Here is a 24573-nt window from a genome sequence, read left to right on the forward strand (position 1 = left end):
GCTGGAAAAGAAGCCTTGAATCAGGAAAGTTCCGGCGGGGTATAGATTATTAATGCACAAAATAAAGCAATTCTACTCAGACTCGTTGATGCTCGCGTTTTTATTGGAAAATAAGGTTGCTCTATCTTATCGTTGGTGTTAGAAGATTTTGCTCTTTCTACATGCTTTTTTCTTTTACGGAATGAAGTGTTTTTATCCTGTTGTGCCGTAAAATACTGTCGTTTATGGTAGCGATATAAGGTAAACTTTACCCATGCAGTGTTTTTTATTCAAGAGTGTGGTGAATATTCAGGGCAGGGCTTGTTTGTAGAATCTTGTAAAATGAAGTGCATGAGTGAGAAGGCAAGGAGAACCGGCCTTAAGAGAAGCCCGATTAGTTACAGACCGTTTGGCAGGAATCATCGTCCTTTAGGGTGGAGGGAAGTTAAAACAGATACCCAAGTATTTATAACAGGCGTATTTAAGTGCACATGGTTGAAAATAAAAACTGTTCACTATGCGTAAGAGGCTGGGCTTTAAAAAAATATCCACGAATGCTACTGAACAGAGAGTGTAGATCTCTCCATAATGTTAAAAGTTTTCATTTTGATCAGCGATGAGTTGTAAAATTGCTCTTTGTTTTACAGATGTTAAAACTCTAAATCTTTTTAAAAGCAGATATTCCTCTCTGCTCGATATTAGCTCATCATGTTGGTATGGGATTTCTTGTTTTGTTAAGACATCAGTGTAAAAAAAGGTAAGTGGAACGCTCAGGATATCGGCAATATCTTTCAGGCGCCCTGCGCTCACACGATTTAAGCCTGTTTCATATTTTTGAACTTGTTGGTAGCTTACACTTAAAGCATGCGCTAATTCTTTTTGAGACATTTTTAGCATTTTTCGCCTAAAACGAATTCTCTTGCCTACAAAAATGTCGTTGAGAGTTTTGGTTTGCACTTTAGAGCTCCCCGTCGGTTGCGAGCGCCCTCGCATGAGTATTCCGGGAGTCTAAAACTGAACCTAAATCAGCATTTTGCTTTTAGTGCTTAAAGCACTTGGACATAGCAAAATCTCCCGGAATCCCGGGATACCCGCAAAGCGGGGTAAATTCATGTTTAGGTTTCGGGTTTTAGAGCCCTATTGGTCGTTGCGTATGCGACCAAAATCACCTTTTGAGTCATAAAGTAATTTCAGGGGATTTACAATAAAAATGAAAACAGTCTTTCTTAACGGATCATTTTTTATGGGAGGTGTTGTGTTCCTCATCAAATAAACAATGACGAGAAAATCGTAATTTTCTTGCCTGCAAAATGTAGTTGAGAGGATTTTTTACTTGCACTTTAGAGCCCCCCGCCGGTTGCGAGCGCCCTCGCATTGGTATTCCGGGAGCTTGAAAACACTGAACTCAAATTAGCCTTTTGCTTTTAGTGCTGAGAGCACCTGGACATAGCAAAATCTCCCGGAATCCCGAGGATACCTATAGTATGGGCTCATTTATAATGGGTTAATCTTCGTGTTCGGATTTTAGGGCTTTCGTAAGGAGTTTTTTCTATACCTCAACCTCATTTGTGATCTGCAAGGGTAGTGCGTGTGCGTGTACCGGTTAGCATCTTCATAAACGTAAAGATGATGGTGCCCAATGGGATTTTTATTATACGGTATCACAGGGGCAGGGATGAGATGAGAAAAGGTCAGATGTTTTTTGTGAGACAATAGACAATGTGTACGTATTGCTCTATGACCGCGTAAAGGAATGATTTTTTGAACAAAAGAGGAAAATGTATGAGCCAATATCCTAAATGTCCTCACTGTGGTGGTCTTTATACTTATGAAGAAGGTGAAAATTTTGTGTGTCCTGAATGTGCACATGAATGGCTACAAAAGAGTGAAGATGCTTTTCCTTCCGACATTATTTATGATGCCAATGGTCAGGTTTTGACCAACGGGGATAGCGTTATGGTGGTGAAAGACCTTAAAGTAAAAGGTGCTGCATCCGTTCTCAAAAGTGGGACTAAGGTGAAAAATATTCGCCTTGTGGATGGAGATCATAATATTGACTGTAAAATCCCTGGGATTGGTCAGATTGGTCTAAAGTCAGAATTTGTTAAGAAAATTTAGTTGGCATATAGTTTGTAGCGGGCTTTCTTGTTTGGCGAAATGCATTTGCATGTGTCTGAGATTACTTCTGAAGAAGAGCCTTTCATTTTTTATTGTGGCATGGCTTCAACACCTAAAACTTCTGGAATAAAATGCCGTAAAAGATTTTCAATGCCATGTTTTAGCGTTGCGGTTGAAGAGGGGCATCCAGCGCAAGCTCCTCGCATATTGAGGTAAACAATACCGTTTTCAAATCCGCGAAAAGTGATATCTCCACCATCATTGGCAACGGCTGGGCGAATACGCGTTTCGAGGAGTTCTTTAATTGTTAAGACGATATCAGCATCTTTTTCGTCATAAAACTCTTCGTTAAGGGCGTGGGTTTGCGCTTGTGCCGTCGCGTTGGTGGTGATAACTGGGTCATTGGACAAAAAATGTTCCATAATTGTGCCTAAAATGACCGGTTTAAGATGTTGCCATTCTCCCTCTTTTTTGCTTACAGTGATAAAATCATAGCCTAAAAAGACACCGTTGACATTTGGAATATTAAACAGTTTAGCAGCTAAAGGCGAATTTTTAGCGGCTTCTTCGCGATCGCGAAATTCTAACACGCCCTCGGAAAGGACCACACGCCCTGGCAGAAATTTCAGTGTTGCAGGATTTGGTGTGGTTTCAGTTTGAATAAACATACATTTTTCTCTATAGTTAGGGATGAAAATAGTCATTGAATATAGAATATGTATCTAGGCAATAGATTCAATATCTTCATCCGCAAGATTGCTCGGAATGACGGTGACAGGGATTGAAAAAGCTGTTCCCCGATTACCGATGAGTTGGATAAGCGGTCCTGGACCTTCTGTATGCTCACTGGCTGCTAAAACAATAAGTGAGATTTCTTTATCTTCGTCGATCAGTTTGGAAATTTCATCAATTTTCTCACCTTCACGTATAACAATTTCTGTTTCAAGGTCATGTGTGGTGCGTACATCATTAGCAATTTCTCCCAACACTTTATGAGCACTTTGCGTTGATTCTGTACGCATAATGTTGTTTACACCTAGAAAATGTTGAAATTCTACGCTGTCAACAACACAGAGCAATACTAATGTTCTGTTGGTATTTTTGGCATGTTGTACAGCAAAAGCAACGGCACGCCGATGTTCTGGTGTTTCATCGATAATCACTAAAATTTTTCGCTTATGCTCTGCTTTTGCATCTTTTCGCTTAGAAGCCATGTGCTTCCTCCTCCTTTTTTAGTGAAAATATTTCAAATCAACCTTGTTCAAATATCTAAGTAAAGGTAACTTGGAAAAAGTTTCAATAGAATTTTTCAGATAGCGCAATTTTAGAGAAAAATTAAATAAGTGGGTCTTTAAAAGAAGCTCCTGTGAAATTATATTATGAATTAAATATTAATATTTTTTAAAATGGCGGGGGACAAAGAGTTGTACTACGATTTAAACAAAGCGCTTTCCTATAATGCACTATGGAATTTTTTAGATAGTAATAGAGGATTAGGAAAAACATTTAGCGCGTTACGTTTTGTTTGTAATGCTTACAAAAAAAGAAATGAACAATTCATATACGTACGTCGCACACAAAAAGAAATTCAACATGTAAAAGATACGATGTTTATTGCTTTAGAAAAAGAAGGCATTATTAAACCATGTGAATTTAGATGCAAAGGTGAAGATATCCTTTATAATTCAGAAATTTACTTAGATGAGTTAGAAAAGTTCTCTCAAGGTAGAGAAGAAACTGAAGCAAAAATCAGTACAAAAATATCATACAGACTACCACCTCTATTTAAAGCAAAAAATGACATGCTTTGCGGATATTTAATCCCTCTATCTTTAGTTAACCAATACAAACATCGCTCCTTCTCTAATGTTAAAACAATCATTTTTGATGAATATATTTGTGAACAAGGAAAATATTTAAAGAATGAACCGGAAAAATTAATTAGTCTATGTGAAACCGTATTTAGGCTCCGTGATGATGTTCGTATAATATGCCTTGGTAACAGCGTATCACATTATAATCCTTATTTCGATTTTTTTGATTTAAGAAATCATCATACTAATGAATTTTCATTCTTTCGTAAAAAATTAATTTTAGTAGGTCATACCTTCGGAAAAGAATTTATTTAAATAAAGTCTGATACAAAATTTGCTAAATCAATTAAAGATACAGTATATGGATCATTCGTATTAGATAATAATGCTATTAATATTAATGATGATTATTCATTCATTGATAAAATGAAATCAATGCCAGAAAGACCTTATTTTAACTTAATCATTCAAAACCAAAAATTAGCTGTCTTTTTTGCATCTGATAAATTGTTCATTAAAAAAGGTTTTAATAAAGATTATATTACCTACAGTATGGATAACACTTTATACGAAGGTGCAATTAAAGGAAGCATTTCAAAAGATCGCAAACTTAAACAATTAGCTAAATTTATAAGATATGGTGATGTTTGTTTTGAAACAATGGATGTTAAAAGAGTTATGCAACCATTCATCAAAAAGGTTTAAAATAAGAAAATCAATTATCTCTACTATGCTGTAAAATATCGTTGTTTATGGCAATGATGTAAGGCATAAGAAAGATAATCAAGGTCTCTTGTGTGAGGGGGCGTCTTTTGTAAAGGGGAAAGATATTTTCTCAAAATTCGAGTATAACTTCTTTTTTTATTTTTTACAGCTACTTTCATTATCTCATGCCTTGTGCAAAAATCCAACGATTTTACGGATTTTTTTCATATTTTTTTCTGCTAGAGCACTGGCACGTTGTGCACCATCGTGCAAAACAGAGTCAATATAAGCATTTTCTTGATGCAGTCGACGCAATTCCCCTGTTATGGGTGCAAGCTTATAGACGGCAAGGTCAGCTAAGGCTGTTTTGAAAAGCGAAAATTGTTTTCCAGAAAACTCTAAAAGGGCCTTTTCTTTACTTACTTCTGCAAAAGCTGCATAAATACCAAGCAGATTGTCAATCTCTGGTCGTCCTTCTAAAGCTTCTAATGTGTCGGGGAGAGGAGCGGAATCGGTTTTTGCTTTGCGTATTTTTTTTGCAATAAGATCAGCATCATCGGTCAAATTAATGCGTGAAAAATCTGAAGGATCTGATTTTGACATTTTTTTTGTACCATCGCGCAAGGACATTATACGCATGGCTGTTTTTCCTATCAGTGCTTCTGGCATTGGGAAAAAGCCTTGTCTTTTTTCCTCATTCATTTGCATTGAAATATCAAAATTTAAATCTGCAATGCGGTCAGCATAATCATTATTGAATTTTTGCGCAATATCGCGGGTGAGTTCAACATGCTGTTTTTGATCTTCACCCACCGGAACGTGTGTGGCACGATAGAGTAAAATATCGGCTGCCATAAGACTTGGATAAGCGAAAAGTCCTAGGGACGCTTTTTCACGATCTTTTCCTGCTTTATCTTTAAATTGTGTCATGCGTTGGAGCCAGCCGATACGGGCGATACAATTTAAAATCCATGCAAGTTCGGCATGTTGAAAAACCTGAGACTGGTTGAAAATAATGTGTTTTTGAGGATCGATTCCAGCAGCTAAAAAAGCGGCTGTGGCTGCTCTGGTTGATGCACTTAAAGTTTGTGGATCTGGGTTCACTGTAAGTGCATGCATATCAACAACGCAATATAGACAATTATAAGATGTTTGCAGCTCAACCCAATGCTTTATGGCTCCAAGATAATTGCCAAGATGTAAGTTACCACTCGGTTGTACGCCGGAAAAGACAAGCGGTGTAAAGGTGCCCATAGAAAAGTTCTTTCTTAAGTCAGGTTGTTTATTTTGTGTTTTGTGTCAGAGCGTTTTTATGAAAGCAAGATAAAATATTAGAGGTGTTTTGTGAAATTTTTGAGGGTGCGGAAAAACGAACGTGTGTCAAGTAAAAAATAAGCACTGAGATATACCAAGAATATGACAAGCATTATCCCTGCCAAGGTGCTGGCACGCAAGAAAAACGGCGCGTGTGAGGATAAGGGAAAAGACAAAAAGCCAAGCACATTAAGCAGATAATGAAGGGTTACCATGCTTAAAACGGTGACGAGTATCAAACATGTAACGCGTTTTAGCAGTTGTGCATCGTATTTCCAATAGCTGCGTTTGATGAGAATGCCACAAAGCAACAGTGTGTTGACCCATCCAGAGGTAATTTCGGCAATGACAATGCCTCGTGCTGACAAAGAAGGAAATAATGTTAAGGCAAGACCAATATTGATGAAAACGCAAATGCCGGTGAAAATCATCGGTGTTTTTGTATCTTCATGGGCAAAAAAATTAGGAATAAGCACCTTGATCAGGACAAAGGCTGGGAGTCCTAGCCCGTAAAGTTCAAGTAACTGTGCAACATGGTGTGTTGACTGACTGGTAAATTGTCCACGCTCAAAAAGCAAACTGATAATGGGGGTGGAGAGCAGTAGAAAAGCAATGGATGCGGGTAGGGTTAACAACAGAGTTAATTCAATAGAGCGATTTTGCAAATCGTGCGTTTCTTTGTGCTGTTTGCTGCGTAGAGCCCTTGTTAATTCTGGTAAAAGAACCGTTGCAACGGCAATTGCTATTACGCCTAGGGGCAATTGGTAGAGACGATCAGCATACATCAAAGAAGATACGGCACCCGATTGGCTAGAAGCAATGTTGGTATTGATGAGCAAATTGATTTGGGTAATACCTCCCGTGATGGCAGCAGGGAACGCTAAAGTGAGAAGCTTGCGAACATTGGGGCTAAAATGGGGACGACGGAGGAAAATTTTCATGCCACTTTGACGCAAAGCAACCGCGATCAAGGTGAGTTGAAGGATTCCTGCTGCTAAGACACCCCAAGAAAGATTTAAGCCGATATGCCAAGCGTCAAGCTGATAGATCCAAGCATAGGCAAGTATGCCAATAAGAATAATATTCAAAAAGAGGGGAGCTATGGCTGCAATAAAATAGCGTCGCAAGGCATTTAACATTCCTCCCATCATTGCTGCTAAAGACATGCATGTTAAATAGGGAAACATGATTGCGGTAAAATGAACCGTGGCGTTAAATTTTGTGGCATCCTCTGTAAAGCCTGGAGCAATAACCGTTCGTACTAAAAAAGGCATACTTAATTCCATGGCGATGGTTAAAAGTAACAACAGCGAAAAGAGAACGCCAAAGACTTCTTCTGCGAATTTGCATGCGGTTTCTTGACCATCTTCGGTAATTTTTTTTGAAAAAAGGGGAATAAAAGCTGCATTAAAGGCGCCTTCAGCAAAAAAACGGCGGAATGTATTGGGAAAACGAAAAGCTGCATTGAACGCATCGGAAACAGGACCAGTCCCCAACGCTGCTGCCATCAGCATTTCGCGTAAAAAGCCAAAAATACGGCTCATCAAGGTTCCGGAAGCAACAGTGGCAAACTTTTTAATCAAGGTCATAAAGATACATCGGGTTTGTCATGAAGGAGAAGTGATTAATAAAGCCTTTTTAGATCATAAAAATCTAATCAGTGTGTTAATATAAATACTCTTTTGTAAAGCTAAAGCGTTTTACGATGGTGTTTGCCCTTCTGTCAATAAGAGCGCATTCATACTCTTTAAGCTATAGTTGTTGTTGCTAGTTATCGTTTGATTTCTTACATAAAATATTAAAATTTCTTTTTCTCAATTTTGGAGATAGAAGGTAATGTTATGAAAAGATAAAGAGCGGAGAAAAAATGGGGAAGCCAATAGTTATCTATCTTGTATTTTTTACACATCTTCTTCGTTGAGAGAAAATGAGCAAAAGACGAGAGTGCTCTAAAAGTGATGATCCAGCTTAAGAAAGGGCTGAAAAATTGAAATTTATAGACACATAGTCATTACTTTTACGTTCTCAGTTTTATGCCGTTGAATACTTTGTTGCGGCGCTTTTTCTTGTTTTATGGATTTTATCAATTGTTTTGTGTTCATTACTGATTGACTAGAAATTTGAGCATATTCTTTCGTAGATTTATTCCAACTTGCTGCTGCGTGTTCCTTAGATTGGCGGTGAAGAAAATGCTCTGGTTGCATATTCAGTTGTATTTCTTTCCCCTTTTGGAAAATTTTTGCAATTTCCTTTGCATTATTTACTGAGGTGCCAATAGTTTTAGCGAGCTCTTGGTAATTATTTTCCCTTATAGCTCTTTGTTCACACGGTGAGAGACGCTCTTGTAATTGAAGCATATAAGTATTTATTTGCATCCGCAACTCAGGAGATTGCGCTAAGAATTCTTGCTGTTGTTCTTTAGATAGAGAAAAGAGATTGTTCATCGCTTGACTAGGCGTTTTAACCGATTTTTCACAGCGTTTTTGCTTTAGCTGGTGGTTTTCGAGAATATTATTTTCCGCTAGTCTTACAGCATGCACATAATTAAAAATGGCATGGCTTAAGGGCAAAATATTTTCTTCAGCATGCGCGCGTGCGCCACTTTTTATGCCGCATATATTGATACCATGAAGTCTATGCATAGATTGAGGAAAGCTTTCAACTTGTCGTGCAAACTGTTCTCCTTCAGCAATATTTTCAGTTGTCACTGGAATTTTAATTTTCGGCATTTTGTTTTGCAAAATATGGGGATCACCATAAACAATCTTACACAATTCTTCGATTTTTCTTATGCTCGTTTGGACTAATGCGCTGTTTTGAACTCTTTCAGCAATTTCATCCCTTGTAAGAGGTGCTATTTTTTCCCTTGGGATCAGTGTTTGTTGTAAGTCTTGAGCCCTTGGTGCCGTAAAAGAGAGGGCATCACCAACTTTTAATGTTTTGAGTTGTTCTGGTGAGAGATTGTTTTTATTCCCTATAATGAAAGTACCATTAACATCAACCATGAAACCATTTGCTCCACTGCCTCTATAAAAGCCTGTATAGGTTTCACCTTCTTTGGCCGTCATGATAAGGCGATGATTAATACTTTCAAGCCCAATAGTTTTCATGTGGTCCATGAATTCCTTTAAAATAAGCGTTTTTTCTGGATTGGAGATATCGTCAAACAGATATTTCATCGCTTCTGAATCACCAAATTTTAGTGACGCAATGCTAGCAAGATTCATGCGTTCTTTTGTCACAAGAGAAAATTCTAGTTCGTGACCTGCAATTTGACCAAGTTTTTCAAAAAACATCCGCTGTGTGCGCCCATTACCTTCTCTGAAAGGATGGGTGTAGTTTAATTGTATCATCATTTCAGTTGCATGTTCAATGAACTCTTCGCGGGTTAAGTCTTGTAAATTATTCTTTTCGCTAAGTGTTCTATCTAAATTTCTAAGACCTTCCTGTACCTTTTCCCCCGATGCAAAAAAAATGCCTGCTTTTTTCATTTTTGGCATGCAGGCAACAGTGCCATCTTCAAAGGTAAAGGGTTTGTCGCGCGTTTGTCCTGCCCATTCAAACGTATTTTTAAATAAAGTCTGGTGAATATAGAGGAGATATGCAGATGTTAGCTTTTGTGGTGGTGCTTCATGGCGCAAATTAATGATTGCTCTTGCTGAATCGTGAGCACACTGTGTTTGGAATTGGCGGTAATTCCTTATTCCATATTTATTTTTCAGCGTGATATTATTTGGGTAAATAAAATTACGCGGTGACATATTCTCTTCTTGAACTTCTGATGAAGACATTTTTCTGAGGAGGTAAGGTGCTATTTCTTCTTTTGCAGGAAATGTATCTCGCAGGTTTTTAGCCCTTGGCGCTGTAAAAGAGAGGGTATCACAAATTTTTGATGTTTTTTGCTGTTCTGATGTGTGAGACGCAGAATAGTTTGCTTGGTTGTCTCTCATAGATGTTTCCTTTCACGCTTCTCAAACCAACATTTCTTTTGAAAGCCTTTTTGCGATGCTTCTCTCCTTTACTTCATAGTTTTTATCCAAAGGAAAAAGCCCTTTTTTGATGCAAAAGATTTTGCTTTATTCGTATGGACCATAGTCAATATTTATTGTTATGAAGTGTTATTGTACAACTTTATCAGTTAGTTAGATAAATTGAGGGGGATGTTTTTTGAGACTGTCTGCAACATTACACAAGAACTTTTGGTGCAATCTACGTAAAATGATTGCACCAAGAAATTATATTAAAAACAATAGGTTATGAAGTTTAGCTGGTTAACGCCATTGCTTTTGAGGCGCTCACTTTCCGCTGATGAACCTCTGGTGAGTTTTTGTATACTTGCATAGAGTTTTCAGCAGATTCTGGATGCCTTTTTACTGATGAGCGCTCAGACAATTGAGGAGATTGCGAGAGGTTTTTTTGTTTTTGCATGCTTTTATCTCGCTCGGAGGATTGTTCTTGATGCGTTTTTACAATCTCGTCTCTGACTTTTTTTACAGTTTTGGTATAATCATCAATGGCAGCACATAGGGAAGGAACAGCGCCTTCAGCGTATTTGCGTGCTTGATTTTTTATGCCAAGCACTTGTTTTCCAGCAAGGGGAGCAAACATTGTGGGCTGATTTGCAACTTGCCATGAGAGTTCTTCTCCCAAAACAGGAATTTTTTGCACATCTTCAGTGTTATATTGCAAAACAAATGGGTCTTTATAAACAATGTTGCACCAATTGTAGACTTCTATTTGAGCACGTTGAACAGAGTGATCATTTTGAACTCTGTCGCTAATTTCCTTATACGAAAGAGTAGGGATTTTTTCTTGTTCAGCTGTAAATGATTTTTGCTGATTTTCAGCTGTTTGCTCTCTTTGCGTTTTTTGTTCATGGTGTTTTTGTTCTGCGTGAGAAGTAGGCAAAACGCTTTCTTGTTTGTGTTGTACATCAGTTTTTTCGGATGTTGTCACTGTGCGTGGTCGAGCACCAAGCCGGTTCCATTCAGCTTGCATGGCAGTTTCAACAGCTGCTTGATGTCTGTCTGCTGGTGAGTGTTCAGGTTGTTTAGGAGGTTTTGATAAGCTTTGCTGTCTTTGCAGGTTTTTCTCTTGCTCTGTAGATTGTGTATGGCGTTTGTGTTTTTCTTCTTGGCTTTGTATAATTTGTTCTTTTGCATGTTTTATAGCTTCAGCATAGCCTTCAATGGCCTCACTCAGACGTGTAAGAGCATTTTCAGCCTGTGTGCGTGCATCATTTTTAAAGCCATAGATATTGTAACCAGAAAGTTTACCAAACGAATGAGGGTGTGTTTTAACTTGCCATGCAAGCTCTTCTCCTATGGCAGGAGATTTTTGAATTTCTTCAAGTCTATATTGCAAAATACTTGGGTCGCCATAAGCAACTGTGCACCAATATATGATTTCTGCGTGACAATATTGGACCACCGTATTACTTTTAACTCTGTGAACGAGTTCTTTATGCGAAAGAGGCGTTTGCTCAGGTTTGCGCGGCTTTTGTAGATCTTCAGCCATTTGCTTTAGGTCTAGTGTATGTTTATGGCGTATCTGTTCTGCTCGATGGCCATGTAAAACATTCTCTTTTGCCTGTTTTACACTTTCGGCATAATTTTCAATGGCAAAACATAGGGATGAAATATTTTTTTCAGCTTCTTTGCGTGCTTGATTTTTTATGCCAAGAACTTTTTTTCCAGCAAGATTAGCAACAAGTTTAGGACTTGTTGCAACTTGCCATGAAAGGCTTGTTCCAAGGGAAGGATTTTTTTCAATTTCTTCAAGTTTTGTTTGAAAAATATCTGGGTTTCCATAAACAGTTTGAGACAAACTTTTGATTTCGTCTTTACAGCCTTGGACCAAAATATTGTTTCTAATTTTCTGGATAAATTCTTCTTTCGGGATAGATGTACTTACTTTTGATGGAGTAACCGTTGTGTATATGGTGCTCTCTTTTTGAGTGGCACCATTGCTTTTTTCTCTATTTCTCGTGAGAGGCGGTGTCTTTATCTCAAGCTCTGCATATACAGTTTCACTTTCTTGTGTTGTTGCACTTTTGCTTTGTGCACTATTTCTTGTGCGCGGTGGTTTTTGTGGAGCAGGTGTTGCATACAGTGCTTCACTCTCCTTTGTTGCTGTGCTGTTGTTTAGCTCTCTGTCTCTTGCCCGCGGTGGTCTTTGTGGGGGAACTCTTACGTGTTGCGCTTGGCTGTCTTGTGTTGCTGTGTTTTTGCTTAGCTCTTTGTCTCTTGCCCGCGGTGGTCTTTGTGGGGGAACCCTTACGTGTTGCGCTTGGCTGTCTTGTGTTATTGTATTGCTTTGTGCCTTATCGCTTCCGTGAGATATTTTGGGTGAAGTAACTCTTGCCGGTATAGTCTTTTCTGGGCGTTTTGGGAGAGGTGGTTTTTGATTATTTTGGGCAACTGCGGGATTAGCGGGTGTTCCAATAGATTGTTCATGATTTTTTTCAAATTCTTCTATCATGCGAGCTACAAAAGGGGAAGGTTGTTTTTTTTTCATGCCTGTTTCCTTTCAAAAATTATTTTAGAAAACCTCTTTGGTGCACTCTCCACCTTTACGCTTTGGTAGCTTTTATACAAAAGAAGGTGCCCATCTGAATGACCTCTAAAGACTCTGCGCTATTCGTAGCTCTCATAATCGACATTTGTGACTTTTATACAGCTTTTTTATGAAATTTTATCAATAAGTTATACAAAATAGAGGGACTGTTTTGATGGAACTTTTCCATAACAGGGCACAAAAAATTTTAGCGCAACCCATATAAAATGAATTGCGCTAAAAGGTCAGATAACAGTTTATGTATATTTACATCGCAAAAGCCATTCCTTTTCCACCCTCATGTCTGCTGCGTGGTTGCACTTCGCGCTGTGGAGAAGTCTGGCGTTCTTCTCTTGCGTGACGATGATGATGTCTGTGTTCACCGTGTCTTTCTGGACTTTCTCCTCTTTCATGTCCTTGTTGTTTTGCCTGCTCACGGGTAAAGTCTTTGTGTAGCTTTTGTGCAGTCTTTACATGTCTTTCAAGAGCAGCACAAAGAGGGCCAAAACCGTCTTCAGCCTCTTTGCGGCTTGGGGATTTCACACCAAGTACTTTTGTACCAGCAAGCTTACCTACACCTTCAGGATTCCCTGCAACTTCCCATAAGACGTTCTCTCCTTCTCGAGGATTATCAAGAATCCTAGCAAGTTGGGTATTCAAAGCATGCTCGTTACCAAAAACAACTTTGCACCATTCTTGGGTTTCTCTTACACCATATTGGAAGTGTACGTTTTTTAAGAGTTTTGAAGTAATTTCATCTTTCGGGGATTTAGGAGGGGGTGTTGTTCTTCCTGTGTTCAATCCTTCATAGATAGGATTTTCTCGTTGTAGGGAGTCTTGCCCACCCTGTGCACCTATGCCAACCGTTGCATAGACAGATTCCACTGGCTTTTTGGGGGAAGGCCCAGCATTTTCACCAAAGTCAAGCTCTGCATAGAGATGTTCTGGTTTCTCGTGACGTTGTCCTCTATGTGCACCCTCGCCAACGGTGCTGTAGTAAGGCTCTCCCCAATTACTTGCCTCCAGATCAGTTACTGTATAGGGGTCTACTAGCCTGTCAGTACGTCGCCCATCACTTGGCTTCCCACCAAGTCTGTCATAGGGATTTCCTAGTGGCTTTTGGGGTGCATAGATAGTTTCTTCTGATTGTGGGGAGCGCTGTCTTGGTGCTTTATTAACCTTTGCGTAGAGCTCTTCAGGGGCCGTTTGTTGTGTGGGGTGTTGTTTTCTGTTTGGTTTATTAACCTCTGCGTAGAGGACTTCTGGGTTAGCTTGTGGAGAAGGGGATGGATGATTCTTTTTCATGTATGTTTCCTTTCAAGAATTATTTTAGAAAACTTCTTTGGCCACTCTCCACCTCTATGCTTTTATAGCTTTGCTACGAAGGAGGATGTCCATTTGAATGATCTCCAAAGATCCTCCGCTATTCGCGCTTATCGTAATCGATATTTATGTCTTTTATACAGTTTTTTTGTGAAATTTTATCAATAAGTTAAATAAAATTACGTGGTCTATTTTGATGAAGCTTTTCTGTAACATTTCATAACAACTCTTGACGCAATTAAAATGAAATGATTTGCGCCAAGAGGATAGATAAGAAGCTAAATTATATCAGTTTTTATCCGGTAAGAGCTAGCGATGAAGAGCGACTGATTTTGAGGGTGCGCATCTGACAATGTGCTTCTTTGGTGTTGTTTACGGTTTTAATAATGTCTTTTGCTTTGCTTTCCGATACACCAAGCATGCAAGAAAGTCTTGTAAGATCGTTTTCCTGTATGGCTTTACGCTCTTGTGATGATAAACGATTTTGTAATTGACGCCCATAACCATGCAGTTCTTGTCGCAGTGCGGGAGAATGGGACAAAGCTTCTCTTTGTTGTTCTGGTGGTAAGGAAAAAAGGTTTTGCAAGTCTCTCGTAGGCTTTTCGATAGATTGGTTCAAGCGATTTTGTTCTTTTTGATAGTGCTCTATGATGTCAGTCATTATTTGTTGTGTCATATCACCATAGTTGTGAAGTGCTTCAACTAGCTGTGGAACAGCCTCTTCCGCACGTCTGCGCGCTGGGCTTCTTATACCAAGCATTTTCCTTCCTGCAAGCTTACAAACGGATTTAGGATTTTGGATAATTTGTTCCGCGAACTGTGTGCACAAGCTTGGATCTATATTGATTGTTTCCATTGTTTCGTTTAGTGCGTGTGTATTGCCATAAATGATTTTTGATAAACGTTCGACTTCAGAGCGATATGATTCAACACCGGAATTATTTACCAGTTTTTCGGCAAGCACCTCATTGGTGAGAGGTGCTAATCTCTCTCTTGGGATCAGTGTTTCTCTCAGGTTTTTAACATTGCTTTTCTGGAAAGAGAAGCGATCACCATTCTGTAATGATTTTACTTGCTCTGGTGAAAGATCATCTTTGTGACCGATGATGAAAGTACCATTCATTTCCAGAACAAAACCTTCTGCACTCATTCCTCTAAAGATGCCATCGTAGGTCACACCTTCTTTTGCTGCGACAACAACACGATTGTTGATTTCATTAAGTCCAGCACGTCTCATTTGAGAGATGAATTCCTTTAAAACAAGTGCTTTTTGTGGATGGGTGCTATCCTCAAACAGATCTTTCATTGGTTGCGAGTTACCGTTTTGCATTGCTTCAATACTAGCCTGTGTCAGGCGTTCTTTTGTGATAAAAGAAAAGTCAATTGGATGGCCCGCTGCTTGTCCAAGCTTTTCCATAAACATGCGTTGTGTGCGCCCATTGCCTTTTCTGAACGGATGTGCATGGTTGAGAGTTATAAACACCTCAGCGGCTTCTACAGCAAACTCTTTCCGCGATAAACCTTGTAGATTATTTTTTGCGGTAAGCCTTTGTTCTAATTGCTTAAGCTCTCTTTGAATTTGTGGACCGATAGCAAAGGGAACCTTATAGCTTTTTGGTCGCATCGCCGGCATACGGGCAGTGGTACCATCTGCAAATGTAAAGGACTGATCACGGGTCTGTCCGGCCCATTCAAAACTTTTGTAGAAAAGGTTCCAGTGAATTAATTTCAGATAAGCAGCATCAAATTTTCGTGGTGGTGGTTCATGGCGAAAGTTCACAGCCGCTCTGGCTGCTTCATGAGCACAACGTTCATACAGCTTGTGTGGGTTTTTGATGCCATATTTATTTTTCAATGTTTTGTTATTTTTATACAGATAATTTTGCTCTAACATAGGATATCTCCTTAGAGAATAGGGTGGCTTATGAGAGTGTTAAACTCTTCGTGTGAAAAGTCCCCCCTTCGCGTATTCTTTCGAAATTTTGAGTGTTTTAGGAGGGAGCGATATTCCCTCAAGTGTATGGGTGCTGATGCCGGCTTCAACTGCTTTGTGATGCTTTTGTAATTCTTTTGAAGCGAGAGATGCAGAATGTTCCTTTGGGATTATGGTCATGCACATTTCTTTTTTGAATGTGCTTTTTGTTCTTTTTGAATGTGCTGTTGGAAAGTCTTTTGGGTATATTTTCCACCATTGTTTATCATTTTTACAAATGAGTGTGTTCTCTAGTGTTTTGCTTTTAATAAAGCTGTTTTCAAAAGCTCTTTGATGGGTATTTAAAGTGTGAAAATCGTGGTTATGGTCGCCATTGATTGTTTGGTTTTTTTGGGGCCCTTCATAAAAAGCGTTAGCGTTTGTAAGCACATGCACAAAAGTAACAATTAAGAATTTTTTTTCACCATATTTTTCTTGTTGGATCATACAAAAATTCCTTTTTAGTAGGCTTTTGTGAGATAGAACGTATGCTTTTTGCCTTTTATGCTGTTGTTATTATTTTGTTGCTCAATACCCATAAGAGAATATTTTTCACTTTTTCTTTGCTTGTGGGGCAAAACGGTTTTTTTCAGCAGCCGCTAACATTTCTTTTCTTCTAAAATAGATCGCTCGACCACATCGTAAAGGGGGCTGCCCTTGCATAAGAATAATTTGTTCATCTTGACGCATATTTTGGATAATTTCGTGGGGTAAAATCAGGGCTCTTTGTTGATAATTGATGTTTTGGGAGCCTTTTGCTAAAGACAAACCTCTTGATTTACTTGTTCCTGTCACTTCAACGGTCATTTGACCACAACGTTCTGAAATGTCTTTGGCTGTTTGGAGATCTTTGATGGCGGCATAACTCACAAATGAACAGCTTTCAAACCATGAGCGCGCTCCCGCTTCTCCAAAGTGATTGACCAACTGTCCAGAGGATTGATAAAAGAGCATTAAGGATGTGCCGTATTTACGGCCTCGGTCACGCGCTTCTTCTAGAATGTTCATATAGCCAAGGAGATCGACTTCATCCAAGACGAACAAAACACGCTTTTTGTAATTACCGTCAGCTGTAATCATTGCATTTAAAAAGGCACCAATAATGACCCGTCCAATTGCTGGATAACTGTTTAAAATACTTGCGGGAAGATTGAGAAAAACATCTGTATTCCCGTTTGTGATATCCGAGGATGCAAAATCATCCCCACAGACAAGATCAGCGTAATTGGACAAAGAAAGCCACTGGGTGTCTTTTGATGCAGTTGTGTAGACCCCTGAAAAGGTTTGGTCTGCCATTTCTGTGAAAATACCGACCATTTCACGAATAAAAGGAGAGGGTGTTGTTTCTTGAATCATACGCAATTGATTCACAACAGCTGTTTCTGATTGAGACAAAATTCCGCGTAGTGTTTTTAAATTCCGCTCATGGTCTTCATATTCATCAGAAAATATGACATGTGCAAGAAGAGCGGTTAAAAGATTATGTGCTTGTGTCGAAAAATATTCTGCTGAAGAATTATCTGATTTTTTATCCGTGAGAAGCAATTTGGAAAAACCTACAATATTAGCTTCACGTTGTGTACGTGGTACACTATCATCTAAAAGCCAATCGAGCACATTAAAATTTTTTGTTAAAACCGAATTGGGATCGAGAACAATAACATTTCTATTTCCCATTTTTTTCCGCGCAAATTTGACCATAGGTGCAACTTCGGTTGAAGGATCGAGGCAAACAATCGAGCCTGGATATGTTAAACATGTTGGAACGACTGTACTTGTTGTTTTATATCCACCAGAACCGGCAAAAAAGATCATGTGAGTTGAACCAAAATCAAGATTAAAGGTGAGCAAAGGTGCTGTCCCGCCTTTCCCCCATGTAGTTTTATTGCCAGGCGCAAAGGGAATATTGCACACATTATCTTGATCAACACGGTATCTTTCACCAACAACAATTTGGCCATTAGCAGGAAAAATTTTGGCTGCTTCTCTTAAATGCATCCATGAGGCGTCACCAAAAATTCCTTTTTTTGCACGCTTGATTTTGTTGGTGCGTGGAAAGGTTGTCATGACTTGAATTGTTAAAAGAGCAACACCGATGATGACGCCAAAGATAACCATGGAATCCATGAACTTGAGAGCATAGTTCCAAGTTATCCCTTGTTGTCCAACATAGGGGCTTAAGCGCTTTATTTCACCGCCAATATAGTAAAGAGCAGTGATCCCAAAAAAGACGGCTGAAACAAGCGTGATTGCTCTGCGCAAGTGCAGTTTTTGCGATAGAGTGTAAAACAATGAAACAGCAGCAACCAGCACCAATACCAATAAGGGTTTTGAACGAAGATACCAGTAAATTTGATTGTCTTTTAATCCATTTGTGATAAGCGACAACAAATGAGGAACAAGGAATATCGTTAAACTCCCTAAAATGATTGGTATAAAAATAAGCGCCAATTGTGTCTTTGTGTATTTCATTGTCTCTTACTTTCGATTTTTTCTGACTATGCCACAAAATGCTACTTTCAAAATCAGTGCTAGGACGTCAGATAGCTTCCTTTTTTATGAGCGGGAGAGTTTTGGCACTCTCCCAGCTGTTGGGGGTCAAATAAAGGAAGCAAGATTTCACACGTTTAGCTGGCCATAGCGAGCGTTTTTGAGCGATTGACTGTACGTCCTTGCGATTGTTGGTGTACTTCTTTGGCTTGCTTAGCGATTTCTGTAATTTCTTGTGCTTTATGTTCTGAAACACCAAGACTTTTCGCAAGTGTTTCATGATCATACTCCTTGAGTGCTTTCTGCTCGCTTGGTGAAAGACGGTTATTGATTTTTTTTACAAAATTACTGAGTTCTTTTTGAAGAAAGGGAGAAGATGCTAAAGCTTCTTGCTGCAGTTCTTTTGGTAAGGAAAGAATATCCTGCAAATTTTTACTTGGCATTTCTACTGTTTTTCCGCAGCGTTTTTGTTCTGCTTGATGCTCTTGTAGGATTTCTTTCTGAGCTTGTTTTACAGCATGTGCATAATTTGCAACTGCGTTACAAAGTACATCAACATGCTCTTTAGCATTTGCGCGCGCTTGATTTTGAAAGCAAAAGAGGTTGATCCCTGCAAGACGAGAAACAGAGTGAGGTGCTCTTTCAATCTGATTGGCGAGTTGGTCTCCAAAGCTTGGGTTCCTAATAATTTCCACCATCTGTTCGTTTAATGTTTTTGAGCTGCCATAAACAATTTTTGCGCATTTCTGGATTTGTTCGCGGCATATGTGGACACTAGCGTCTTCTGCAATCCTTTCGGAAAGTTCACTTTTTGTTAAAGGGGCGAGTTGTTCTTTGGGGATGAGCACTTTTTCAAGTTCTTCGGCTTTTGGGGCTGTAAAGGTAATTCTATCACCGGGTTTTAATGTTTTCAGTTGTTCTGGTGTGAGGTGCTCTTTTTGACCGATGATGTAAGCACCTTTTACGTTGAATGCAAAGCTTTCAAAACCAGCGCCTCTATAAGTTCCTGTATAGGTTTCACCTTCTTTTACAACCATAACGGGACGATCATTAACATTGCGCCCACTCTCTTTCATGTTGTCCATGAATTCTTTTAAAAGAAGTATTTTATTTGGATTAGAGATATCCTCAAACAGATGGTGCATAGGTTCTAGATTGTTATCTTGTATTGCAGCGACACTGGCAACCAACATGCGTTCTTTTGTTACAAGCGAAAAGTCAAGCTGATGGCCTGCTGCTTTGGCAAGATTTTCAAAAAAGACTCGTTGTGTACGTCCATTTCCTTCTCTAAAAGGATGTGTATAGTTAAGAGAGGCAAATATTTCTGCTGCTTCATGAGCAAATTCTTTGCACGATAAACCTTGCAAATTATTCTTCGTGGTGAGTGTTTGATCTAATTTATTGAGACATTTTTCTAATTCGCTACCAACAGCAAAATTCGTTATTTTTTTCATTATTGGTGCGACGGCAGTGGAGCCATCTGCAAATGTAAAGGGGACATTGCGGGTTTGTCCTGCCCATTCAAACGTATTTTCAAACAAGTTTTTATGAAGATATTGTAGATAGGAGCTATCAAACTTTTCTGGCAGAGGTTCTTCACGCAGATTGATCATTGCTTTTGCTGAATCATGTGCACATCTGGCAGTAAAGGCATCAAGGTCCTTTATTCCATATTTATTTTTCAGTGTTTTGCTCTTAGGATACATATAATGCTCAGGGGAAGGCACTGTGGATGCTAGACCTGTTTTTTTAAATTTTGCTTTTGGCATTGTTACCTCCTTATAATATAGCGTTGTCCATAAGAGTGTTAAATTCTTCTAGTGAAATATGCCCCCTCGCATATTCTTCTAAAATTTTGAGTGTTGTAGGATGAAGTGTTATCCCTTCAAGTGCATGGCTGCTGATGGCTGCATCAACCGCTTCACGGCGTTTTTTAAATTCTTCTGGGGTGGCTGATGAAAGATTCTCTTCCGTCTTTGTTTTCATTTATTTTTCCTTTTTAACGTTTCAACACTTGCATTAAACAAGCTTTTTGGTATGGGAGGTTTTTAGTTTCCTCCAAAGATGTTTCGTTGTTTGAACGGGTCATAATATATTTCTGTGACTTTGAATTTTCCTTCAACTCGTTTGCATTGGATGATGATATCAATCATTGAAATCAATAGACCTCGAATATCATCACGGTCTAAATCACCTCCACCTTCGCTTTCTTTGACTAAGAGGGTCATTTGTTCAAAGGCAGCAAGTGCTGTTGAAGCATGCACTGTAGTAATCGAACCTGGATGGCCTGAATTGACATTGCGGATGTAATAAAAAGCTGTACCATCTCGAAGTTCTTGTAAAAGAATACGGTCAGGACGCATGCGTAAAGCAGATTCAAGCAATTCTTTGGGACCGACAGAGGCTAAACCTTGTCCATCTTTTGAATAGATCATAGAAACATGATTGGGTTGTGATACAACCAGTTCTTGTGTATCTTCAATGGTAATAATACGCTCATCCTTGGGAATTTTAGCGATTAATGCTTTTGACAACGTTGTTTTACCAGAGCCCGTTTTCCCTGCAATTAAAATATTTTTTTGGCACTTTACAGCTTGGTTTAAAAAAGAGACAAAATCCTTATTACAGTAAGTGGTTACCAAGTCATGCTCAGTGCTTTTGAGTTCGTTAAAACGCAATTGATAATCATATAAGGGTGTAAATGATACCTGCTCACACAGCGAAAAAAGATCTTTATTTGCAAGATCTTCGAGGGAAAAACTCTGCGATGAGGGTTTGCGAATTGTCATACTGATGGTGTCTTTTTCCACTGCCGGAGGAATGACAATTTGAATACGTTCATTTCCTGGCAGGGTAGCGGATAATATGGGATTTTTGTCCGATATATTTTGCTTAGAATAGGAAGCGACAACTTTAGCAATTCCCATAAGCTCATTAAATGAGAGGGTTGGTGCTTCTATTGTTTTCCATCCTTCAACTCCTTCAGTCATCACTTGATAAGGACGATTGATGACGATTTCAAAAAGACTTTCATCTTTTAGAAAAGGACTTATGGGTTCAAGTTTGGTTAGAACAATTGCGACGGTTTCGTCGTTCAACTGGTGCATGTTTTGGTTCATTTCAAAGTTACTGTAGGGTTTTTATAAAAGTTTCTTGAAAGGGCCCGATTGACAATTTGTTTTTTGTTTTCGACGACTTTCAATTTATAAACACTGGAAAAATCTAAATCGCGGGCAACAAACACATTAACCATTTCCCCTTGGTTCTTGGATAATGTTGGAGGAATATTGGCGTAATTTTCTGTGATAATATTTGCAATATTTTGTCCTGAAGAGGTTGTTTCAGAGTCACTCTTGTCTTGGCTTTTTGAAAGACGGCCTCTCGCATAGCTTGTTGCATCTTTGACAATCGATACAAGAAGCGCAGACCCAATTCGTTCGAACCAATGATTATCAATATCTCCATCTATACCAGAACGTCCTAAGGAATCTGTCGCTGGTGAAGCTAACGTTATGATGACACCACTTGGTGTTTTGGCTCTATTCCATAGTACAAAGAGACGATTTTGTCCTTTTTTTAATCCAGCACGATATTCGCCAACGATTTGTGTGCCTTTATCAAGAAGGACAACTCTCCCATTGTCTGATAAAATATCTCTGGAGACGATACAGCTGGTAAATCCTTGTTGGTCACTGCTGATCGCTGTTTCTAAGATACAAGGGATAGAAGCGCCCATCGCGATGATATAGTTTCGATTGCCAAGGGTTGAGGCACGAATACCTTCAAGGGTTGTTGGCTTGAGAAGATGATTAAAGCGTTGTGCTGTTTCATCAGATTTGCTTTCGCGTTGAAGCAAAGCGGCATTATTGGTTGCTGTATTTGTTTTGCCTTGTTGTGTGTTCGTATAGGCTAATACAGGAGCACGTTGTGCCGCTTCCAAGAGTGGATCATTGGACTTTGATTGATTTATTTTTGGAGTTGGGAGTTCAACCTTTGGCAACAGAGTGTTATTTTGTTCGATTGGTTCAAGAGGTATAGGTTTTTGTGGTGCAGGTCTGAAAAATTCTGTTTGCTTAATAACTCCTTCTTTTGGTAGTTCAACAGCTTGTTTTTTGTCTGTGACAAGCGTTGAATATGCTAAATAAATGCAGACACTGAAAAGGATAACAAGAGCAGCTGCTTTGCCTACATTGGTATGCTGTTTTTTCCCTTGAAGGTCCTTTATCGTATCGCGATCATTGATGCTTTTTTCATCCATTTCGTCATTCATGGCTGGTTTCCTATGTTCACTTTACGTTGTACAGAGGGTGATGTTGTTCCAGTTTCAGGGTTAATTCCTTCAGGCACAAACCTTTTATTGAAGATGCACAGTACGTCATTTCCACGACGCAAAGTGAATTGCGCAGCTGTAGCATGTACAATGACCTTGTTGCCTTTAATCGATTTTGGAACCAGAGATTCTTGCCCATCACGCGAGACAAGATAAATGGCAGGGATTTCAGTATTGCCCAAAAATATAAAGGTTGTGGTTTTACCGTTGTCATAGACAGAGCTTGGTTCAATGAGGGTTGAACCTTGCGCTTCATAAGCCCAATTGCGTGGTCCAAAATCTTCATGGGTGTTTAAAATATCATTGACAAAGTTTTCTTCGCGCTGTGCAGCTTTCGCTGCTTCGGCTAATTTTCTCCGCAAGGCTTCATCTTCTGGATAACGAAACTTGACCAAGAAATATGTATCATTGCCTGCTGAAACATCGCCTTCACGTACTTGGAGTTCGAATTGATAAGACCTTTTTGTCCCGTCTTGGCGGCTTGTTACAATTTGTAAGTTGGTGACGGGTTGCACTTCGCGCGGTTTTAAAAAGACAAAGTGACCAGCTGGGGCAACTTGCCAAGCAACGGAATTGCCAATACCCACATAGGTTACTTCTTCATCATCGGCAAATTCAATCTGGACTGAAGAACGAATGGAGCCAATGATTTGAGTGACATTGTATGGGTCATAATTGACAAATCTGATGCGATTGTCTTTGCGTGCACTTACAGGTGCTGTTTCTGCAAATGAGGATGCGGTATGACAACTTATTGCCATAATGAAAGCAAAAAAGGTTATTTTTGAAAATTGGATCATTTTATCACCTCTGGATCGGATCTATATTCCGATACTTGAAAGCCAAGGGGATTGATTAAGCGGTCCGTCGTTGAAATTTGTGCATTAATGTAGGAAAAATTTAAGATCGAAACCCAATGGGAAATATTTTCTTTTCCATTCAGTTCTCTCACTGTTTTATAGTAACGCACTTGAATAAGATCTTTGCTTAAAAAGGAGATTGATTTGATCATGACTGTAGCGGTCATGTTTTGATAGATATTTTGTGGACTTTCGGGATTGTTACCCGCATACCATCTTGCAAAACGGTTTTGTTCTTCTGGTGAAGATAAAAGAGAGATTAAGCGAAAATTGTTTTCTGCCTCGGAGGCTTGATAACCTTCGCGTGCACGAACATATTTTGCAGCAAAATAACGTGTTATCGCTTCATCATAGTTGTTGGGAGATTCTTTTAGGGCACTCACCGTATCAACAATGCCTGTTGAATTATCCACACGGATTACAAAGGGCTCTACGGTTTTTAAGGGTGTTAATGCTGCTACAGCTAAAGCTAAGGCGATCGTCATTAATCCAAAAAGCACTGTCAAAGCCATGGAAATTTTCATCCGCACGCGCATGCCATGCATGCGATCAATATCGAATGAGCGTGCTTCTTTTATATATTCTTCAAGTGCATCACTTTTCACGCGTGACCTCCGCAGTTTTATCAAAAAGCGCTTCATGGTTTATGGGGTTTAATAAAGCTGTATGAGGGGTTACGTCAGCTGTCGCTTTTTCACTCTCCAAGGTATTAAGGATAATGGGTGTCGTAACAGGTTTTACGATTTTTTCTTGTAGTATGATGTTTTTATTATCCCAATCCCACTTATCTCTATTTAAAGCGCGGGTGTGTTTGCCATTACATCGTGGTGGTTTTTTGGGGCCACTCAGAGAGGCACAGCCGGTAAGCACGGTGGTAAGGATCACAAAAAAAGTTATTTTTCTTTTCATTTTTTGAACTCACAAATACTTTGGAATACAACGCATGATTTTGTTTTTGCTCTGAATAATTTCACAAAAGCAAACGATGAAAAATTCTGATTGATCTTGTGGAACCAAGAATATCAAGTGTTTCACGCAATATACGTGTGAGGCGTGCGCTCTTTAGCGCACGCGACACAAAAACAAGACCTCTTGTTCTTGTTAAGAGGCGTC

General features: G+C 39.2%; 21 protein-coding genes. 3 read left to right on the forward strand and 18 right to left on the reverse strand.

Annotation, left to right across the window (positions count from 1 at the left end; genetic code table 11):
* Positions 1-570 precede the first annotated feature (570 nt).
* Positions 571-972, reverse strand: a complete 402-nt coding sequence (locus LBE40_RS00590; protein ID WP_004861162.1) for a helix-turn-helix domain-containing protein — start codon at positions 970-972, stop codon at positions 571-573.
* Positions 973-1761: 789 nt separating this feature from the next.
* On the opposite strand from LBE40_RS00590, the gene LBE40_RS00595 reads away from it, so the two are divergent.
* Complete coding sequence (locus tag LBE40_RS00595; RefSeq protein WP_004861165.1) at positions 1762-2097, forward strand: zinc ribbon domain-containing protein YjdM; 336 nt, start codon at positions 1762-1764, stop codon at positions 2095-2097.
* Positions 2098-2186: 89 nt separating this feature from the next.
* Here LBE40_RS00595 and LBE40_RS00600 read toward each other — a convergent pair whose 3' ends face one another.
* Positions 2187-2765, reverse strand: a complete 579-nt coding sequence (locus LBE40_RS00600; RefSeq protein ID WP_004861168.1) for a NifU family protein — start codon at positions 2763-2765, stop codon at positions 2187-2189.
* Positions 2766-2819: 54 nt separating this feature from the next.
* On the reverse strand, positions 2820-3311 hold the full coding sequence (locus LBE40_RS00605) for a universal stress protein (protein WP_004861171.1): 492 nt from the start codon (positions 3309-3311) through the stop codon (positions 2820-2822).
* Between the two features lie 192 nt (positions 3312-3503).
* On the opposite strand from LBE40_RS00605, the gene LBE40_RS00610 reads away from it, so the two are divergent.
* Together LBE40_RS00610 and LBE40_RS00615 are read left to right on the forward strand one after the other, a co-directional pair.
* Positions 3504-4226: a phage DNA encapsidation protein gene (locus LBE40_RS00610; RefSeq protein WP_004861174.1), complete on the forward strand. Its 723-nt coding sequence runs from the start codon at positions 3504-3506 to the stop codon at positions 4224-4226.
* Positions 4227-4346: 120 nt separating this feature from the next.
* Positions 4347-4616, forward strand: coding sequence for a hypothetical protein (locus LBE40_RS00615; protein ID WP_040297124.1), 270 nt, complete (start codon positions 4347-4349; stop codon positions 4614-4616).
* Between the two features lie 183 nt (positions 4617-4799).
* Here LBE40_RS00615 and trpS read toward each other — a convergent pair whose 3' ends face one another.
* From trpS to LBE40_RS00690, 15 genes are all read right to left on the reverse strand, one after another.
* Positions 4800-5870 carry a tryptophan--tRNA ligase gene (trpS, locus tag LBE40_RS00620; RefSeq protein ID WP_004861178.1) on the reverse strand — a complete coding sequence of 357 codons (1071 nt, stop codon included), beginning with the start codon at positions 5868-5870 and terminating at the stop codon, positions 4800-4802.
* Positions 5871-5947: 77 nt separating this feature from the next.
* Entirely contained in the window at positions 5948-7519 is a 1572-nt protein-coding gene (gene murJ / locus LBE40_RS00625; RefSeq protein WP_081486001.1) for a murein biosynthesis integral membrane protein MurJ, read from the reverse strand.
* 405 nt (positions 7520-7924) lie between these two features.
* Complete coding sequence (locus LBE40_RS00630; RefSeq protein ID WP_004861185.1) at positions 7925-9880, reverse strand: BID domain-containing T4SS effector; 1956 nt, start codon at positions 9878-9880, stop codon at positions 7925-7927.
* A 313-nt stretch (positions 9881-10193) separates the two neighbouring features.
* Positions 10194-12446 carry a BID domain-containing T4SS effector gene (locus LBE40_RS00635; protein ID WP_004861188.1) on the reverse strand — a complete coding sequence of 751 codons (2253 nt, stop codon included), beginning with the start codon at positions 12444-12446 and terminating at the stop codon, positions 10194-10196.
* A gap of 306 nt (positions 12447-12752) precedes the next feature.
* Positions 12753-13790 carry a BID domain-containing T4SS effector gene (locus LBE40_RS00640; RefSeq protein WP_004861190.1) on the reverse strand — a complete coding sequence of 346 codons (1038 nt, stop codon included), beginning with the start codon at positions 13788-13790 and terminating at the stop codon, positions 12753-12755.
* 313 nt (positions 13791-14103) lie between these two features.
* The gene (locus tag LBE40_RS00645) at positions 14104-15702 is read right to left on the reverse strand and encodes a BID domain-containing T4SS effector (protein WP_004861193.1); all 1599 of its coding nucleotides are present in this window, start codon (positions 15700-15702) and stop codon (positions 14104-14106) included.
* Between the two features lie 39 nt (positions 15703-15741).
* Complete coding sequence (locus LBE40_RS00650; RefSeq protein ID WP_252615208.1) at positions 15742-15921, reverse strand: hypothetical protein; 180 nt, start codon at positions 15919-15921, stop codon at positions 15742-15744.
* Positions 15922-16332: 411 nt separating this feature from the next.
* Positions 16333-18252, reverse strand: coding sequence for a Ti-type conjugative transfer system protein TraG (traG, locus tag LBE40_RS00655; RefSeq protein ID WP_004861199.1), 1920 nt, complete (start codon positions 18250-18252; stop codon positions 16333-16335).
* Positions 18253-18407: 155 nt separating this feature from the next.
* A complete protein-coding gene (locus LBE40_RS00660) occupies positions 18408-20039 on the reverse strand; it encodes a BID domain-containing T4SS effector (RefSeq protein ID WP_004861202.1) in 1632 nt (543 codons plus the stop codon).
* Between the two features lie 10 nt (positions 20040-20049).
* Positions 20050-20256, reverse strand: a complete 207-nt coding sequence (locus tag LBE40_RS00665) for an antitoxin VbhA family protein (RefSeq protein WP_004861205.1) — start codon at positions 20254-20256, stop codon at positions 20050-20052.
* Between the two features lie 62 nt (positions 20257-20318).
* Entirely contained in the window at positions 20319-21389 is a 1071-nt protein-coding gene (virB11, locus tag LBE40_RS00670; protein ID WP_004861207.1) for a P-type DNA transfer ATPase VirB11, read from the reverse strand.
* Positions 21386-22540 carry a type IV secretion system protein VirB10 gene (virB10, locus tag LBE40_RS00675; protein ID WP_252615209.1) on the reverse strand — a complete coding sequence of 385 codons (1155 nt, stop codon included), beginning with the start codon at positions 22538-22540 and terminating at the stop codon, positions 21386-21388. Before virB10 ends, virB11 begins: the two co-directional genes overlap by 4 nt.
* Positions 22537-23400 carry a P-type conjugative transfer protein VirB9 gene (virB9, locus tag LBE40_RS00680; protein WP_004861215.1) on the reverse strand — a complete coding sequence of 288 codons (864 nt, stop codon included), beginning with the start codon at positions 23398-23400 and terminating at the stop codon, positions 22537-22539. Before virB9 ends, virB10 begins: the two co-directional genes overlap by 4 nt.
* On the reverse strand, positions 23397-24101 hold the full coding sequence (locus LBE40_RS00685; RefSeq protein ID WP_252615210.1) for a VirB8 family type IV secretion system protein: 705 nt from the start codon (positions 24099-24101) through the stop codon (positions 23397-23399). The genes virB9 and LBE40_RS00685 overlap by 4 nt, the downstream gene beginning before the upstream one ends.
* Positions 24055-24369 carry a type IV secretion system protein VirB7 gene (locus tag LBE40_RS00690; protein ID WP_208432847.1) on the reverse strand — a complete coding sequence of 105 codons (315 nt, stop codon included), beginning with the start codon at positions 24367-24369 and terminating at the stop codon, positions 24055-24057. Before LBE40_RS00690 ends, LBE40_RS00685 begins: the two co-directional genes overlap by 47 nt.
* Positions 24370-24573: the final 204 nt, after the last annotated feature.

The organism is Bartonella taylorii (genome assembly GCF_023920105.1).
GTDB lineage: Bacteria > Pseudomonadota > Alphaproteobacteria > Rhizobiales > Rhizobiaceae > Bartonella > Bartonella taylorii.